The organism is Neisseria sp. P0014.S002 (assembly GCF_051958295.1).
GTDB classification, from domain to species: Bacteria; Pseudomonadota; Gammaproteobacteria; order Burkholderiales; family Neisseriaceae; genus Neisseria; species Neisseria flavescens_B.
Genome location: NZ_JBQCVO010000002.1, coordinates 252,643 through 269,253 on the forward strand (window position 1 = coordinate 252,643; position 16,611 = coordinate 269,253).

At 51.1% G+C, this 16,611-nt stretch carries 13 protein-coding genes and 1 pseudogene; 8 read left to right on the forward strand and 6 right to left on the reverse strand.

All coding sequences use genetic code 11. The annotated features are described in order from the left end of the window. The first annotated feature begins 47 nt into the window (after positions 1-47). The 3 genes from ACTHSX_RS03450 (at position 48) to ACTHSX_RS03460 (ending at position 5,277) form a co-directional block, all read left to right on the forward strand. Positions 48-3,335, forward strand: a complete 3,288-nt coding sequence (locus tag ACTHSX_RS03450; RefSeq protein WP_440376816.1) for a DUF2339 domain-containing protein — start codon at positions 48-50, stop codon at positions 3,333-3,335. Positions 3,336-3,608: 273 nt separating this feature from the next. Next, a complete protein-coding gene (locus ACTHSX_RS03455; protein WP_003748129.1) occupies positions 3,609-3,989 on the forward strand; it encodes a putative zinc-binding protein in 381 nt (126 codons plus the stop codon). A gap of 487 nt (positions 3,990-4,476) precedes the next feature. Further along, entirely contained in the window at positions 4,477-5,277 is an 801-nt protein-coding gene (locus ACTHSX_RS03460; protein WP_440376817.1) for a sulfite exporter TauE/SafE family protein, read from the forward strand. Between the two features lie 68 nt (positions 5,278-5,345). Here the strand turns inward: ACTHSX_RS03460 and uvrD are convergent, their stop codons facing one another. Together uvrD and gap are read right to left on the reverse strand one after the other, a co-directional pair. Next, a complete protein-coding gene (gene uvrD, locus ACTHSX_RS03465; RefSeq protein WP_440376818.1) occupies positions 5,346-7,553 on the reverse strand; it encodes a DNA helicase II in 2,208 nt (735 codons plus the stop codon). A 100-nt stretch (positions 7,554-7,653) separates the two neighbouring features. Next, positions 7,654-8,682 (reverse strand): type I glyceraldehyde-3-phosphate dehydrogenase, encoded by a 1,029-nt coding sequence (gap, locus tag ACTHSX_RS03470; RefSeq protein WP_003682614.1) that lies wholly within the window; start codon positions 8,680-8,682, stop codon positions 7,654-7,656. A 777-nt stretch (positions 8,683-9,459) separates the two neighbouring features. Between gap and ACTHSX_RS03475 the strand changes: the two genes are divergently transcribed. Then, a complete protein-coding gene (locus tag ACTHSX_RS03475) occupies positions 9,460-10,995 on the forward strand; it encodes a sodium-dependent transporter (protein ID WP_440376819.1) in 1,536 nt (511 codons plus the stop codon). Then, positions 10,995-11,087 (forward strand): methionine/alanine import family NSS transporter small subunit, encoded by a 93-nt coding sequence (locus ACTHSX_RS03480; protein ID WP_036472778.1) that lies wholly within the window; start codon positions 10,995-10,997, stop codon positions 11,085-11,087. Before ACTHSX_RS03475 ends, ACTHSX_RS03480 begins: the two co-directional genes overlap by 1 nt. Positions 11,088-11,166: 79 nt before the next feature. On the opposite strand, the gene ACTHSX_RS03485 is transcribed toward ACTHSX_RS03480, so the two are convergent. Together ACTHSX_RS03485 and ACTHSX_RS03490 are read right to left on the reverse strand one after the other, a co-directional pair. Beyond that, positions 11,167-11,862 carry an LrgB family protein gene (locus ACTHSX_RS03485; protein ID WP_003748143.1) on the reverse strand — a complete coding sequence of 232 codons (696 nt, stop codon included), beginning with the start codon at positions 11,860-11,862 and terminating at the stop codon, positions 11,167-11,169. A gap of 15 nt (positions 11,863-11,877) precedes the next feature. Then, positions 11,878-12,351, reverse strand: a complete 474-nt coding sequence (locus ACTHSX_RS03490) for a CidA/LrgA family protein (protein ID WP_440376820.1) — start codon at positions 12,349-12,351, stop codon at positions 11,878-11,880. Between the two features lie 14 nt (positions 12,352-12,365). On the opposite strand from ACTHSX_RS03490, the gene ACTHSX_RS03495 reads away from it, so the two are divergent. Continuing rightward, positions 12,366-13,259, forward strand: coding sequence for a LysR family transcriptional regulator (locus tag ACTHSX_RS03495; RefSeq protein ID WP_440376821.1), 894 nt, complete (start codon positions 12,366-12,368; stop codon positions 13,257-13,259). A gap of 244 nt (positions 13,260-13,503) precedes the next feature. Next, positions 13,504-14,976 (forward strand): magnesium transporter, encoded by a 1,473-nt coding sequence (mgtE, locus tag ACTHSX_RS03500; RefSeq protein WP_440376822.1) that lies wholly within the window; start codon positions 13,504-13,506, stop codon positions 14,974-14,976. Positions 14,977-15,125: 149 nt separating this feature from the next. Here the strand turns inward: mgtE and ACTHSX_RS03505 are convergent, their stop codons facing one another. Further along, complete coding sequence (locus ACTHSX_RS03505; protein WP_004518970.1) at positions 15,126-15,392, reverse strand: SemiSWEET family transporter; 267 nt, start codon at positions 15,390-15,392, stop codon at positions 15,126-15,128. Between the two features lie 218 nt (positions 15,393-15,610). On the opposite strand from ACTHSX_RS03505, the pseudogene ACTHSX_RS03510 reads away from it, so the two are divergent. Further along, positions 15,611-16,140: pseudogene (locus ACTHSX_RS03510) on the forward strand (IS1595 family transposase); the annotation flags it as partial. A 20-nt stretch (positions 16,141-16,160) separates the two neighbouring features. On the opposite strand, the gene ACTHSX_RS03515 reads toward ACTHSX_RS03510, so the two are convergent. Continuing rightward, positions 16,161-16,544, reverse strand: coding sequence for a hypothetical protein (locus tag ACTHSX_RS03515; protein WP_004518967.1), 384 nt, complete (start codon positions 16,542-16,544; stop codon positions 16,161-16,163). Between the last annotated feature and the right edge of the window lie 67 nt (positions 16,545-16,611).

A 16,611-nucleotide genomic window follows, 5' to 3' on the forward strand; every position in this document is an offset into this window, starting at 1 on the left:
CCGGTGTTACAATCGGCATATTCTTATTGTTATCAAACAGGTGTTTTATGCAGTTTTTTGGCCTGCTTATTCCTATTATGATCGGCTATTTTCTTGATGAAATGGCCACGGGCGTGATTATTGGGTCGTTGTTTTGGCTGGTTGCTTGGTCGATTGCCAAACAGCGTCAAGAAGAGCGTTTGGCTGAATCTGCTACGGCAGGCGACAGGATGCAGAAGCTGGAGCAGGAAATCGAGCTGCTGAAACGGCGTTTGTCGGTGTTGGAGCATGAGGCTGTCCGTGATGAGGCGAAGGTAGGGCAGGGGCTTGAGGTTCGGCCTGTTGCCGATGTTCAGACGGCCTCTGAGCCACTTCATGTCCGGGTTGATCCTGAGGCGGAAGCTGTGCCTGTTAAGCAGAAAATTGAGGAAGCGTTTGCTCCTTCTTTTTCTATACCTATTAATCCTGTTTCTGCCAAGACTGCTGCTTCGTCTGAGCCTGTTGTGGAAGAAGTTGTCGAGGCGGTTGCTCCGGTTGCTGCTGAACAAGCAGGGCTGCCTAAGGAAGAGGTTGTTGTTGCTTCGATGCCGTCTGAAAAAGAAGAAGCGCCATCGCGTCAATTCGTTATCCATAAAGATAAGGTGGAAGGCGGAGAGTATAAGTTTTCCGACAATCCGATGGTTGCTTGGTTCTTGCGCGGCAATCCGTTGTTGAAAACCGGTATTGTGGTGCTGTTCCTCGGCTTGGCGTTTTTACTGCGCTATGCCTCCGAGCGGGTTCATGTGCCGGTGGAGCTGCGTTATCTGACTGTGGCAGGCGCGGGTTTGGCGGCGGTGGTCGGCGGCTGGAAGCTGCAAAGCCGTAAGCGTGAATATGGCTTGGTGTTGCAGGGTTTCGGCGTGGCAGTGATGTATTTGACGGCGTTGGCGGCGTTGAAACTGCATCCGCTGCTGCCTGTGTCGGTCGTGTTCGGGCTGATGGTGGCGATGGTTGTGCTGATGGCGTGGCTGGCGGTAAGGCAGAATGCGCAGATTATGGCGCAGGTTGCTTTAATCGGCGGTATGGCCGCGCCTTTGCTGACTTCAGACGGCAGCGGCAATTATTTGGTGCTATTCTCTTATCTTGCCCTGCTCAATGGTGGTGTGGCCGCGATTGCGTGGTTTAAGGCATGGCGTCCGCTGAACCTGACGGGTTTTGCCGCTACTTTTGCCATTGCCGCGCTGTGGGGCATGCGAAGTTATACGCCGCAACATTTCGCCACTACCGAGCCTTTCCTGATTTACCACTGGCTGCTCTATACCTTTATCGCGTATCTGTTCGCACGCCGTAAGTTGAAGGAAAACAGCGAAGACAACGTTACGCCGATTGCCGACAATGCGACTTTGGAAGAAATCGGCAAGAGTATTTATACACACGGCCTGCGCGTGCATGTCCTCGACCATACTTTATTGTTTGGCACAATGGCGGCGGCATTCGGACTGCAATACCGCATGGTGGAGCATTGGCCGTCTGCGGATGCGCTTTCCGCATTGGGTTTTGCCGCTGTTTACGGACTGGCCGCGCTGCTGCTGAAACGTCAGCAGGGGCTGTATATTTTGCGTCAGGCGTTTTTTGCGTTGGCGGTGTTGTTCCTCACGATTGCTGTTCCGCTTTATTTTGAACCGAGCAATACGGTTATCTTGTGGAGTGCCGAATCCGCACTGGTTTATTTCTTCGGTTTGCGCCAACAGCGTCCGCATATCCGTTTGGGTGCGCTGATGGTTTATCTCTTGGCGGCACTGATTCAGCTGGGCAATTATCAGAACTTCGGCACCGATACCGTTCTGGAAGGTCAGTGGTTTACGACGATTATGGTGTTGCTTGGCGGAGCGGCGATTTACTTGCTGTGGTATTTCTCGCGTCGCGAAGGTTCGGCGCAATGGGAAAAATCCGTTCAGACGGCCGTGTTGTCTGCCGCCTTGCTGTACATCTCTATTTTGCCTTTGCTTTTCTTGGCCAACCAAGGCAGCATTGTCGCTCTTTCCGCTTTGGCGGCGGCGTGCGCATTCTGCCGACGCAAACACGAGCCGAATGTATTTATCACATTTGCCTTGGGCAATGTATTGTTTGCCCTGTTGCTGCAAGCCGGCATCATTTATGAATCCCAAGGCTTCCTGAGCCATCTGTACCTTATTGCCGCTACGCCTTTGCTGTTTGCGGCTGCCTACGCGCTGCAATATCCGCGCGTGCCGGTTGCAAGCGAAAAGCCGGAAGGAAACGAGGTTTACTTTGCGCAGGTTTCAGGCTGGATCATCCTGCTTACAGCGTTGGCGACAGGCAGCTACGCCCTCTATATGCAATGGACAGGCGAGGAAACCCTGTTTATCGAGTTGTGGATGTGGCCGATATTTGCCGGCTTGCTGCTGTTTGCCAAACGTTTGAAATGGGAAGAGCTTCTGCAGGCAAACTTGGCATTCCTGCCCGTGTTTGCCCTGCATTTTGTCTTCTACCATACCGAACACGCATGGACAGCCGCCGCAGCCTTGCCGCTTGCCGCCGCCACCGTGTTGAACTTCATCATTCTGAACAACTATCCGCGCCATGATCTGATTTGGTTGCACAAACTTAATATCACGATACTCAGCGTACTTTGGACGCTTTGGACCGCGCTGTATGTCGGCGGCCTTCTCTCCGGCGTTTGGTCGCAGCTCTCATGGCTGGTCGTGCCTTTGGCGATGTGGATTGTTTTCCATACGCAGCGCCAACGCGAATTTTTCAGACGGCATCAAACCATTTATCAGCATTTCGCCCTGCCGTTGTGCGCCCTTGCCGCCGCCTGTTGGATGCTGTGGACCAACTTCTCCACGCCGTTCCAACCTTCGCCGTTGCCGTATATTCCTGTGCTCAATCCAGTGGAACTCGCCAGCGCCGGTATGCTTTGGTTTGCCCTGAAATCCCTGCCTGAAGCCTTGCCACCCGACCTTCGCCGTACCACGGCAACCACAGTTTCCGCCTTGGCATTTATGCTGATCAGCGCAGGCGTGATGCGCGTATGGCATTTCTACGACGGCATCACTTGGCGTCTCGACATCATGCTGCAATCCTTCGGCCTGCAAGCCAGCCTCTCCGTCGTTTGGGCAGTAACCGCCATCATCTTGATGGTACTCGGCAACCGCCGCAAACAGCGTTCCTACTGGATGACAGGCGCGACGCTGATGGGCATCGTGGTCGTCAAACTCTTCCTGATCGAGCTTTCCAACAGCGGCGGTATCGAGCGCATTGCCTCCTTTATCATCGTCGGCCTGCTGCTGCTTCTGGTCGGCTGGTTTGCCCCCGTCCCGCCCAAAGCAGAGAATGATGGCGAACCTAAAGCCTAATCATTAATCTCAAATAAAAAGGCCGTCTGAAAAAAGCAGCGTTATCTGTTTTCAGACGGCCTTTATTTTTTAGAAGGTACAATCTGCTTTGTTCTGGCATGTCTAATTGTATTGGGTTATGATGCCTTTTAATATGTAAATGGATAAGCCGTGGCCGTCTGAAAAAAGAAAACGGGTGCACCCCGAATATCCGCATACCACGCATGATGCGCCCGACAGACTGGCCATGGATGGACACATAAAGATAAAAACCGCTACCGGAGGAAATAGAAAATGCCTAACCGCAATGAGCTTCCCTTAATTTATTCTTGTTCCGGATGTTCCGATGTGGCGCAGCTGGCCAACAACACAGCCGTGGCGCTAGACCATGCCGGAGAATTTGAAATGTCGTGCATTTCCGGCGTAGGCGGCAAAGTCGCGCCGTTGGTACGCAAAGCGCAGTCCGGACGGCCGATGTTGGTTATTGACGGCTGTCATCTGCATTGCGCTAAATCGTGTTTGGAAAATGTGGGCGTTGAAATCCCGGAAGGGCATCATGTGAAACTATACGAACTGGGCTACAAAAAACGCTTTGGTAAAAGCTATGACGAGGCTACGGTAGAAGAAGTTTATCAATATGTTTTGACGAAGAAGGGCGATGTATTGAGCAGTTAACGACTTTTATTTGCCTGATTGTCCCCAGAATATCGGTTGAGAATCTAAACCATGGGACTGTAAGTTTTACATATACATGATTTGGAACGTGAGACAATAAAAATTTTAGGCCGTCTGAAAACCTATTTAATTTTCAGACGGCCTTATCTTTTTTAAAAGTTGTATAGAGTATATGATCTGCAATCTGCCTTATCTTAGCATGCTTCAAACGATTTTCTTAAATAAGAATTTTCTTGATTAAATTAACTAACCCATAGTATATTTTTACATAAATTAATATTGTTGACAAAATCGACAATATTAATCACATATTAAAAATTTCTTTAGTTATTATTATATGTATTTAAGATTGCGAGGAGAGTGTGGAGTCTGAAGTACGTTACCTGACACATTGAGTTTAGGGTGTTTGGGATAACTATTTCTCAGATGTTTCGTGCAAACACCAAATGCATACAAAAATTTAAATTTAATCAAGAGGAAACAATCCATGGAACAATTATTTATTCCCGGCAGCATTATTGCCGATTATTTTTATCTCGGCCTTTTCTTGCTGGTTGCCGCGTCTTTAATTGCGGGCTATGTCGATGCTATTGCGGGCGGAGCTGGGCTGATTTTGATTCCCGCATTTTTGATGGTAGGTTTACCGCCGCAGGTCGCGTTGGCACAGGAAAAATTGGTGAGTACCATCGGTACGGTGGCTGCGATTAAAAACTTTATGAAGAGCAGTTCGATCGTATGGCATATTGTGCCGGTTGGTATTGTTGCGGCTTTAATTGGGGCATTTGTCGGTGCAAAAGTCATTTTGATTCTTCCGGTGGAAACCATCAATTACATTATTCTTGCGTTTTTGCCCATAGGCTTGCTGGCAACTTTGTTCAAAGGCGTTTTGCTGAAAAAAGAAGACGAGCGTGGCAAGATAAAAAAATCCGTTATCGCCGTATTTTTAACTTGTCTGATTGTTGGTTTTTATGACGGTTTTTTTGGCCCGGGTACGGGCAGTATTTTCATCATCGCTTTGTTTGTCATTAACAAATTGTCGTTGTTGCAGGCTTCGGCTACTTCTAAGATTTTCAATTTTGCTTCTAATATCGGGGCATTTGTTGCTTTCTTGATAGCAGGGAAAATGGCGTTCCTAATCGGAATCCCGATGATTTTGGCAAATTTGTTGGGTAACCATTTTGGTAGCCTCCATGCTATCAATTCAAACGGGGAAGTTATTCGTAAGGTTTTGGTCGTAACGGTTTTGCTGATTATCGTTTCAATGGCATATAAGGCTTTTTCGGCTTAATAGGTAGATGTTAAAAGGTCGTCTGAAAAATGTTCAGACGGCCTTTATCATTTCTAGCTTTCTAATTTCTACATCTCTTCCAATTTCGCAAACTTGGTGTCCAACTCTTTCACTCCCTGTTTGCCGAAGTTGATGGTCAGTCGGGCGGATTCGCCTTTGTCCACGGCATCGATGATGACGCCGGTGCCGAATTTGGCGTGGCGGACGTTTTGGCCGATGCGGAAGCCTGCGTAGGTTTGCGGCTGTTTGAAGTCGTCGATGATTTTGTCTTTGAATGTGGCGGTTTGGCGCGTGCTGCCGTAGCTGTCGTAGGCAGGCTTTTTGACGGACAGGTAGTGCAATACTTCGGGTGGGATTTCTTCGACGAAGCGGGAGACGATGCCGAATTGGGTTTGTCCGTGCAGCATGCGTTGTTGCGCCATGGTGATGTAGAGGCGTTTGCGGGCGCGGGTGATGGCGACGTACATGAGGCGGCGTTCTTCTTCGAGGCCGCCGCGTTCGGCAAGGCTCATTTCGCTGGGGAAGCGGCCTTCTTCCATGCCGGTGAGGAAAACGGCGTTGAATTCCAAGCCTTTGGAGGCGTGGACGGTCATCAGTTGGACGGCTTTTTCGCCTGCGCCTGCTTGGTTTTCGCCGGATTCGAGAGCAGCGTTGCTCAAGAAAGCGAGGATGGGGAAGGCGGGGTCGTCTGAAATGTTGTCGGGCAGGGTTTCAAAGTTGCTGTCTTCGGGTTTGAACTCGATGGCGGCGTTGACGAGTTCGTCGAGGTTGTCGAGGCGGTCTTGGTTGTCGCCTTTTTGGGTTTTGTAGTGTTCGGTCAGGCCACTGTCTTTGAGGATGCCGACGATGATTTCGGGCAGGGGCATTTGTCCGACTTGGTTGCGCAGGGCTTCAATCAGGCGGACGAAGGCGGCGATTTTGGTGGCTTTTGCGCCGGCGTTGCAGGCTGCCTGCCAGAGGGTGATGCCTTGTTCGTTTGAAGCTGTCTGAAGGTTTTCGATGGTGCGCGCGCCGATGCCGCGCGGCGGGAAGTTGATGACGCGCAAGAGGGCGTTGTCGTCGTCTGGATTGACGGCGAGGCGCAGGTAGGCGAGCGCGTGTTTGATTTCTTGGCGTTCGTAAAAGCGCAGGCCGCCGTAGATTTTGTAGGGGATGCCGCTACGGAACAGGCTTTGTTCGATAACGCGGGATTGGGCGTTGCTGCGGTAGAGGACGGCGATTTCGTTCAAATCCCAGCCTTCGCGTTCGAGGGCTTTGGTTTCGTCCACGATGAACTGGGCTTCTTCAAGGTCGGTAAAGGCGGAGTAGTAGCGGATTTTGTCGCCCACTTCGGCGTCGGTGCGCAGGTTTTTGCCGAGGCGTTCGTCGTTGTTTTCGATGACGGCGTTGGCGGCGGCGAGGATGTTGCCGACGGAGCGGTAGTTTTGTTCGAGTTTGACGGGCGCGTCGATGTGGAATTCTTCCATCAACGCGGTCATGTTGCCGACGTTTGCGCCGCGGAATCGGTAAATGCTTTGGTCGTCGTCGCCGACGGCAAACACTGCTGCGTGGTTGCCGGCGATTAATTTTAGCCAGGCGTATTGCAGCTTGTTGGTGTCTTGGAACTCGTCAACCAGAATGTGATTGAAGCGGTTTTGGTAGTGCTGGCGCAGGATTTCGTTGCTTTGCAGCATTTCGTAGCTGCGGAGCATAAGCTCGGCGAAATCGACCACGCCTTCGCGTTGGCAGATTTTGTCGTATTCGGCGTAGCACTCAATCATGCGGCGTGTGTGCGGATCGGGCGTGCTCAATACGGAAGCGCGCAAGCCGGATTCTTTTTGCGCGTTGATAAAGCCTTGCAGTGAACGCGGCGCGATGATTTCTTCGGCGATGTTGAGGCTTTTGAGCAGGCGTTTGATCAGGGAAAGCTGGTCGCCGCTGTCGAGGATTTGGAAGGAAGAGGGCAGGCCTGCGTCGCGGTGGTGCAGCCGTAGAAAGCGGTGGCAGAGGCCGTGGAAGGTGCCGAGCCACATGGCACGGACGTTGACGGGAATCATTGCGCCCAAACGGGTCTGCATTTCTTTGGCGGCTTTGTTGGTAAACGTTACCGCCATAATGCTGTGCACGCTGGCTTGTCCGCTTTGCAAAAGCCATGCGATACGCGTGGTCAGTACGCGCGTTTTGCCGCTACCTGCGCCTGCCAAAACGAGGGCGGATTGCGGCGGCCAGGTTACGGCGGAGAGTTGTTCGGGGTTTAAGCCTTGCAGGAGGTCGAGGGCGGATTCGTTGGGAAACATGAAGAGGCCGTCTGAAAATAAATGGGAATGCGATATTTTAAAGGAAATACAAAAGGCCGTCTGAAAAGATGTTTCAGACGGCCTTTGTGTTGGAAGCCGATTAGAACGGACGTACTTCCAAACCGAACATACGGCGCGCGGTGTTCAGCATTTGGCAGCTGAAGCCCCACTCGTTGTCGTACCATGCGAACACTTTAACCATTTTGCCTGCGGTGACTTTGGTCAGCGTAGAGTCAAATGTGCTGGCTTGGGTAGTGTGGTTGAAGTCCATAGAAACCAGTGGCAGGGTATTGTAGGCCAATACGCCTTTCAGACGGCCTTCTTCGGAAGCGGCTTTCATCAGTGCGTTGATTTCTTCGGCAGAAGTGTCGCGGCCTGCTTGGAAGCTCAGGTCAACCAGGGAAACGTTGACGGTCGGTACGCGGATGGCAAGGCCGTCGAGTTTGCCTTTCAGGTCCGGCAATACCAAACCGACGGCTTTTGCAGCGCCGGTTTTGGTCGGAATCATGTTTTCCACGCCGCTACGCGCACGGCGCAGGTCTTTGTGGCGTACGTCGGTTACGGTTTGGTCGTTGGTCAGCGCGTGGATGGTGGTCATCACGCCGTTTACGATGCCGATGTTTTCGTTCAACACTTTGGCCACAGGTGCCAGGCAGTTGGTGGTACAAGATGCGTTGGAGATAACGGTCATGTCGTCGGTAATCACGTCGTCGTTTACGCCGTAAACGATGGTTGCGTCAACGTCATCGCCGCCGGGAGCGGAAATCAGCACTTTTTTCGCGCCGCTTTCCAAGTGGATTTTGGCTTTCTCTTTGCTGGTGAATGCGCCGGTACATTCCATGACCAGGTCAACGCCCAATTCGCCCCATGGCAATTCGGCTGGGTTGCGGGTAGAGAAGTAAGGGATTTTTTTACCGTCGATGATGAGGTGTTTCTCATCGTGGGAAACTTCAGAGTTGAAGCGGCCGTGAACAGTGTCGAATTTGGTCAGGTGAGCATTGGTTTCGATGCTGCCGCTGGCATTGATGGCAACGATGTCGAGTTGGTCTTGCAGTTTGTAGTCAAAAATAGCGCGCACTACTTGGCGGCCGATACGGCCGTAGCCGTTGATGGCAACTTTGATACCCATGGCTTTTCCTCTTCTTTTGGGTTTGGGTTGTGGAGTGAATGGTGGCAATTATAGCAAAAATGTAGTGCTGTGTAATTAATGTTTTATTGAAATTTTTAGGTTTGATTATTTTTGATTGTAGATGATTAGAGTAGAAATACAGGTTTAAATTTAATGTTATTTAATATTTCTTGAAATTTTATTTTTTATTAACCATATTTTTAGTGTTTTATGCTTGTTTTAAATCATGGTAATGAAGGAAACGGGAAAAGGCGGATTGTTTTTGTTTATATTAAACAGAATGTGAGTGTAGCTTTTGATTACAACATACAACAGTGTAATTTTCAGACGGCCCGGGTTTAATCGAGTAAAAGTAAAAGGCGTCTGAACATTTTTGATGACATGGAATTTAAACGCCTTGGATTCCTGTTTTTCCTTGCCGGATAAGGGGAAGGCGGTTTTTAGCAAAGGGGAAATGGTCGGAGCAAGAGAGGGAAAAACGAGGGGGGGATTGGGCTGTGTTCGGGTGTTATATAAATAAGTGTATGAAGTTTTTAGTCGTAGTGTATGAAGATTTTGCTGTGATTTAAATTCAATACTGACTTGCCAACAGTGTTAAATTTTTTTACGATAAGGTCAGATTATGTTTGCATGGCCATAAGCGGTGCATTCTCTATATCGGATATTATCCTTGTCCGAATATCTACTTTAACCGACCGGCTTGCCCGGCCTGATTCCTAAATATATACGCGCAAGGCTGAATGGCCTTGGCGACACTCGACTTTGAAGAGGTTCATCGTGTCAAATTCTCAATCCAGCGAACGCGCGACGTTTAGCAGTCGCCGCGCCTTTATGTTTGCTGCCATCGGCTCAGCCGTGGGCTTAGGCAACATTTGGCGATTCCCTTACATCGCTTTCGACAACGGCGGCGGTGCTTTCGTCCTCCCTTACTTGGTTGCGCTGTTGACGGCAGGTATTCCGCTGTTGCTGCTCGACTACGCCATCGGCCACCGTTACCGCGGTTCGCCACCTTTGGCCTTCCGCCGCCTCGGCCGTTTGTTTGAGCCGATGGGTTGGTGGAACTTCCTGACCAACGTCATCATCTGTATCTACTACGCCGTGATTGTCGGCTGGGCGGCAAGCTATGCCTATTATTCTTTGACTTCGGCATGGGGTACGGATCCGCAGGCATTCTTCTTCAAAGACTTCCTGCAAATGGCTGATGCCAAAGACTTGGGCTTGGATTTTGTCGGTAAAGTTGCCGGCCCGCTGATTGCCGTCTGGGTGTTTACGCTGGCGATTATGGCTTTGGGCGTGCAAAAAGGTGTGGCCGGTGCGTCCACATTCTTCATGCCTTTGTTGGTGGTGATGTTCGTCATCATGGTGGGCATTGCGCTGACTCTGCCGGGCGCGGCAAAAGGTTTGGACGCTTTGTTTACGCCTGACTGGAGCCGATTGTCCGATCCGAAAGTCTGGGTAGCCGCATATGGCCAGATCTTCTTCTCGCTCTCTATCTGCTTCGGCATCATGATTACTTATTCTTCTTACCTGAAGAAAAAAACCGACTTGGGCGGCACGGGCTTGGTTGTCGGCTTTGCCAACAGCAGCTTTGAGTTGCTCGCCGGTATCGGCGTATTCGCAGCATTGGGCTTTATGGCGCACGCGGCAGGCAAGGAAGTCAGCGAAGTGGCATCCAGCGGTATCGGCTTGGCGTTTATCGCGTTCCCGACCATCATCAACCAAGCCCCTATGGGCGCGTTGATCGGCGTGTTGTTCTTTGGCTCGCTGGTGTTTGCCGGTGTAACTTCCATGATTTCCATCGTTGAAGTGATTGTGGCCGCGATTCAAGACAAAATGAACATCGGCCGTGTCAGCGCGACTCTGATTGCAGGCGTGCCAATGGCGATTATTTCTACCTTGCTGTTCGGTACGACCACCGGCCTGCCTGTGTTGGACGTATTGGATAAATTCATCAATACCTACGGCATTGTGGCTTCTGGTTTTGTTTACGTTCTGGCGATTGTCCTGTTGCGCAAGCTGCCGGAACTGCGCAATCACTTGAACGCGCTGTCTTCCATCCGTGTCGGTAAAGTTTGGACTGCCAGCGTGGTGGTTACCGTCGCTATGCTCGGCTATATGCTTTATCAAGATACCGCCGGCCTCTTAAAAGAGAATTACAGCGGCTATCCTGACAGCTTCCTCAATATCTTTGGTTGGGGCATGGTGGGCGCTCTCTTGGTATTGTCTGTCCTGCTGTCTTTTTTGCCGTGGAAACATGGTCAGAACTTCAATGTCAAAGACGAACATGAACACGAACGTGAAGGAGACGAATAATGAGTACTTCAGCCATTATTATGATGCTTGTCGCATTGATCGTCATTTGGGGCGGATTCATCGTCTCCGTCCTGCGCCTGCCTAAAGAATAAGGTTTGAGCAAATGAAAAGGCCGTCTGAAAGTCATTTTTCAGACGGCCTTTTTATGTATCGGCAAGAATGGAGAAAAGGTTAACTCATCATCCAAATCACCAAATGCACCATGGTCGGGCCAAACAATACCATAAACAGTCCGGCCAAAATCATGGTCAGGCTGGCCATGACGCCTTCGGTTTCGTGGCGTTGTCCGGCGCGCGATGTGCCGAAGCCGTGGGCGGCATTGCCGAATGCCACGCCGTTGGCGGTGTGGAAACGGATGCGGGTAAAGGCCAAAAACAGGTCGCCGAATATCATGCCGACAAAGCCGGTGATGATGGTGAACAGGGAAACGAGCGAGGCGGAGCCGTGGATTTCGCTGGCAAGGACGACGGCAAACGGCGTGGAGATGGAACGCGCCATCAGGCTGTTGGTCACTTCGTTGTTGAAGTGGAACATATGGCTCATGAGGAATGCGCTGACTACGCCGACAAACATGCCTACCATAATGGCGATGGAGAGAATGGGCAGTTGGCGGCGGATGACTTCGCGGTTTTCATAAATGGGGACGGCAAAGGCAACGGTAACCGGAGTGAGCAGGAAGACGATGCCTTGGGTATATTTGTGGTAGGTGTCGTAATTGACGCCGAATGCCAGCAGCAGGAGGATGGTGCTGACGGAGACGGTAACGACGGGGGAGAAAATCATTAAGGGTTTTTTGCGGTGGATTTTTTTGGCAACGACATAGGCAAAGCAAGTCCAGATGAAGCAGGCGAGGGCGGTGTAGTCCATTTTTATTCTCTATTTTTAGGAGTGGAGTTTTTTGTAGAGGCGGCGTTTCCAGCGGTAGCAGAAATCGAGGGTCAGGGCGGTGCTGATCATCACGAGCGCGGTGCCGACGGCGATGGTCAAAATCAGCTGCCAGCCTTCGGACATCAGCAGGTCTTGATATTGCAAGACGGAAACCATGATGGGGATGAAGAAAAAGACGAGTTCGCCCAATGCCCATTTTGCGCCGCGGTCAACCATGCCCGGGCGGATGATGCCGACCCCCAAAAGGGCGAGCATGAGGAACAAGCCCAATACGCCTGAAGAAATAGGCAGATGCGTGAAGCGGACGATAAGGTCGGAAACGCCCCATACTGCGCCGATGATGGCAAGCTGCAAGGCCGTCTGAAAAAATCTGGTGAGGGAATCCATGATATGGGTGTGTGTTGAATGAAAGGCTTGATTATAGAAACCTGGTTTCTGCATAATATGAATTATTAAACGAATAATCATGCCTTAGAGGAATAATGGACTTCAAAAGCCTGTATTGTTTTGCTGAACTCATCCGCCTGCAAAGTTTTTCGGCCACGGCTTCCACGTTGAATTTGACGCAGCCGACGGTCAGCAAAATCATTCAGGCTTTGGAAGAAGAATTGGGCGTGCCGCTTTTGTGCAAAGAAAACGGACGCAAAAAGCGGCAGGTGCAGCTGACCGCAATCGGCGAAGAAGTCTATCGCCACGCGTTAAACCTTCTACATGAACGCGATTTGCTGCTGGCCCGCATTGACGATTACCGCCATGTCAAAAGCGGGACGCTGCGTTTGGGTTTGGCTTTGTTTGGCAGCGATTTGCTCAGTCATGCGCTGTTTGATTTCCACCAAAAATGGCCGGACATCGAATTGTCGTTTTTGGAACAAGGCTCGCTCGCCATCGAGCAATCCTTGCGCAACAACGAACTCGATGCCGGGCAGCTGCTCGCGCCGGTTCACGAAGACTTCGACAGCATTACCTTGTGCGACTATCCGCTGGTGGTCTTGATGCCGAAAAATCGGGCGAGACACGATGCACTGACGCTCAAAAGCCTGCAACACGAGCCCTTCATTCTGTTCGGCGCCGGCTTTTCACTCAACGAAACCATTCAGACGGCCTGCCGCAATCAAGGTTTTACGCCCAACGTTGTCTGCCGTACCGGACAATGGAATTTGGTCGCCGACATGGTGGCGCACAATATGGGCATTGCCCTGCTGCCCGAATACTATGCCCGAAAAATCAATCCCGATGTCTTTGCCGCCATTCCTTTGGTCGAACCCGAAATCCGCTGGCAGCTCACCATGGCATGGAAAAAACACCAACGCCCGACGCCGGCCTTAAGGGCTTGGTTGGACGTGGTCAGGGAAGCATTCGGCAGGCGAAACAAATAAAATCAAATCATCAGGCCGTCTGAAAAAAAGGGTGTCGCTATCACCCGGTTTCAGACGGCCTTTCCCGTTAAAAATGGTAAAACGGCCTAAAAAAGAGTAGAATATGCACCGTTTGCAACTCTGCGCCTCTCAGCAGGCTCGAATTATGGACCTTCCCAGTTCGCCTTTGAACTTCCCATCAGACACACAACAACCATAATCATCCCGCCGAAATGCCTCCCCGCATCCGGCGGGCGGAGCATTTATGAGCATCGAACAAACCCCTCCGAATCTCGACCATACCCCCGACAATGAAGCGGTGGAAGACCGCATTTCTGACGATCGCATCTCTGACGATATCGACCGCATCCATGCCTTATGCGAAATCCTCGAGCCGTCCTTTGAACAAATCGAAGCAGGCGTGCCGATTGAAGACGAAAGCCTGCGCGACAAGTTCACCGAGCTGACCGTCCTCTTGGCCGAGCTGCACCCCGCCGACGTGGCCGCCGTCTTGGAATCCCTGCCGCCGCGCGAGCGTAACATCGTCTGGTTTTTGGTCGCCCCGGAAGACGACGGTGAAGTATTGCTGGAAGTATCCGACGCCGTACGCGAAACGCTGATCGAGTCCATGGACAAAGACGAGCTGTTGGCCGCCGTCGATGATTTGGACGCAGACGAATTGGCAGAGCTGGCAGACGACCTGCCGCACCAAGTGGTGTACGAAGCGCTGCAAACGCGTGATGAAGAAGAACGCGAGCAGGTCAAAGCGGCGATGTCTTACGAAGACAACCAAGTCGGCGCGATTATGGACTTTGAATTGGTCAGCATCCGTGCCGATGTGACGTGTGAGGTCGTGTTGCGTTACTTGCGCCGTTTCGACAGCCTGCCCGACCATACCGACAAGATTTTCGTGGTTGATGAAAACGACGTGTTGCAAGGCGTGCTGCCCATCCGCAAACTCTTGGTCGCCGACCCCGAAGACATGGTGGCAGACGTGATGGCCACCGATGTCGTGCGCTTCCGTCCCGAAGACGACGTGGAAGAAGCGGCGCAGGCGTTTGAGCGTTATGACTTGGTGACCGCGCCGGTTGTCGATGAAAACAAAAAGCTGATCGGCAGGATAACCATTGACGAAATGGTGGACGTGATCCGTGAAGAATCCGAAGCCGACATGTTTAACATGGCTGGTTTGCAAGAAGAAGAGGACTTGTTCGCTCCGATTTGGGACTCGGTGAAAAACCGCTGGATGTGGCTTGCCATCAACCTGTGTACCGCCTTTATCGCCAGCCGCGTGATTGGCGCATTTGAAGACAGTATCGAGAAAATTGTCGCACTGGCCGCGCTGATGCCCATCGTCGCCGGCATCGGCGGCAACTCCGGCAACCAAACCATCACCATGATCGTCCGCGCCATGGCAATGGGACAAATGACCAGTACGCAGGCAGGCCGCCTGCTGAAAAAAGAAGTCGGCGTCGCCCTCGTCAACGGCATTATTTGGGGCACCGTGATGGGCGTGATTTCATGGCTGCTCTACGGCAACATCGGCATCGGTTTGGTCATGGTGGCCGCGATGACCTTGAATCTTTTGCTGGCCGCAACCGTCGGCGTCCTCATTCCCGTCATTATGGAAAAAGCCGGACGCGACCCCGCATTGGGCAGCTCGGTGCTGATTACCGCAGTTACCGACTCCGGCGGCTTCCTGATTTTCTTGGGATTAGCAACCATGTTCCTGTTGTAATAGGAAAAAAAAGACGTGTTCGATACGTCCTTTTCAAACCGTTTAAAAGGCCGTCTGAAATTTCAATTTTCAGACGGCCTTTGCTGTTTTTTAAAGCTTTACATCATGAGGGCGTTTAGTTTTGGGGCTGACGTAGATTAGCCCCTTGTTTAAAGCGAAGTCAGAAAAGTCAGAAATCCCAATATCACGCCGACTGCGTTGGGTATAATCAGAATCCAGTCTTTCCGGGGTTCTTTGCTCCAACCGTACAAAACCCAAATCAGACAGGATACTGCTGCAAACAGGGGTTGCCACGGCTGCGCCTTTGCCCCTTGCATATTGGCGATAATTTGGGGGATATAGGCGACAAATACGAAAATACCTATTGCCGCTCCTATGCTGCCGACAACGGTATTGAATTTTGCTTTGCTTATCATGCTGGTAAGTCTCCTTTTAATATGAAAATCGAGGCGGTAGATAATATGGGCAGGCTGACTCAGCCGAGGGAACAGCCGCAGCCGCAATGATGTTCGTGGCCTTGGCCATGTTCGTCCGAATCTTCGGCAAGCAGGGCTTCGTAGTCGCCGCTTTCAATCAGGCTGACCAGTTCTGCCGGACTTTCCGCGCCTTCTACCTAGTCGCAGGATAAATAACTCTATTCTACCGCAAAATATGTATGTCATCATCCATCATTTGGCCTTGGCTGCCGATGAGGTTTTCGAGGGCTCTGTCGAGCTGGACGAAAGCTATTTCGGCGGACAGCGTAAAGGCAGACGTGGTCGAGGTGCGGCAGGAAAAGTGGTTGTCTTCGGCATTCTGAAACGCAACGGACGGGTCTATACCGTTGTGGTGGATAATGCCAAGTCTGAAACGTTATTCCCTGTCATCAAAAAGAAAATCATGCCGGACAGCATTGTTTACACGGATAGCCTGAGCAGCTATGATAAGTTGGACGTGAGCGGTTTTATCCATTACCGCATCAACCATTCCAAGGAATTTGTCGACCGTCAGAACCACATTAACGGCATTGAGAATTTTTGGAATCAGGCAAAACGTTTCTTGCGAAAATACAACGGAATCGATCGCAAATCTTTCCCGCTGTTCTTGAAAGAATGCGAATTTCGATTTAACTTCGGCACACCGTCTCAACAGCTTAAAATCCTGCGAGATTGGTGTGGAATTTAGGGCTAATCTACGTCAGCCCCTTAGTTTTTGATGACGTTTACGGCGTAATGGGCAGTAGTGTTACGGCGGGCTTGGGCGCGCATCATATAGACCTGCACTTTATATTTGCCCGATTGGGTAGCGATACCGTCAAATTTATCGCCTTGTGCCGAACCGTTAAATACGGCTTCATCGTCTTTGGGTGCCCATACGTTGAAATAGGCGTTAGGGCTGCCGGTTTTACTGATGCGCAGGCGGTCGCCCTTGCGTACGGAGAACAAATGCTCGGCGGTTTGATAGCCGGTGATTTTGCCGGAAAAACGCTGCTTGGTTTGTTTGTGTGCCGAAGCTGGTTTTGAAGCTTCCGCTTTAGGCGTGGCGGCATTTGAATAAGTGGTAAACAGTAAGGGAAGGGCGGCTAACAAGAGAAATTTTTTTCATGGGTTGGGTCTCCGAATGTGGGGCGCCAATATGGCACTCATTTTGATAACC

Bases quoted from the DNA above. Each gene is read 5' to 3' on its own strand.
- uvrD (WP_440376818.1), bottom strand. From the start codon at position 7,553: ATGTTTCCCAACGAATCCGCCCTCGACCTCCTGCAAGGCTTAAACCCC.
- ACTHSX_RS03450 (WP_440376816.1), top strand. From the start codon at position 48: ATGCAGTTTTTTGGCCTGCTTATTCCTATTATGATCGGCTATTTTCTT.
- ACTHSX_RS03480 (WP_036472778.1), top strand. From the start codon at position 10,995: ATGAGTACTTCAGCCATTATTATGATGCTTGTCGCATTGATCGTCATT.
- ACTHSX_RS03490 (WP_440376820.1), bottom strand. From the start codon at position 12,351: ATGATTATTCGTTTAATAATTCATATTATGCAGAAACCAGGTTTCTAT.
- ACTHSX_RS03485 (WP_003748143.1), bottom strand. From the start codon at position 11,862: ATGGACTACACCGCCCTCGCCTGCTTCATCTGGACTTGCTTTGCCTAT.
- ACTHSX_RS03505 (WP_004518970.1), bottom strand. From the start codon at position 15,392: ATGATAAGCAAAGCAAAATTCAATACCGTTGTCGGCAGCATAGGAGCG.
- ACTHSX_RS03495 (WP_440376821.1), top strand. From the start codon at position 12,366: ATGGACTTCAAAAGCCTGTATTGTTTTGCTGAACTCATCCGCCTGCAA.
- mgtE (WP_440376822.1), top strand. From the start codon at position 13,504: ATGAGCATCGAACAAACCCCTCCGAATCTCGACCATACCCCCGACAAT.
- ACTHSX_RS03455 (WP_003748129.1), top strand. From the start codon at position 3,609: ATGCCTAACCGCAATGAGCTTCCCTTAATTTATTCTTGTTCCGGATGT.
- gap (WP_003682614.1), bottom strand. From the start codon at position 8,682: ATGGGTATCAAAGTTGCCATCAACGGCTACGGCCGTATCGGCCGCCAA.
- ACTHSX_RS03460 (WP_440376817.1), top strand. From the start codon at position 4,477: ATGGAACAATTATTTATTCCCGGCAGCATTATTGCCGATTATTTTTAT.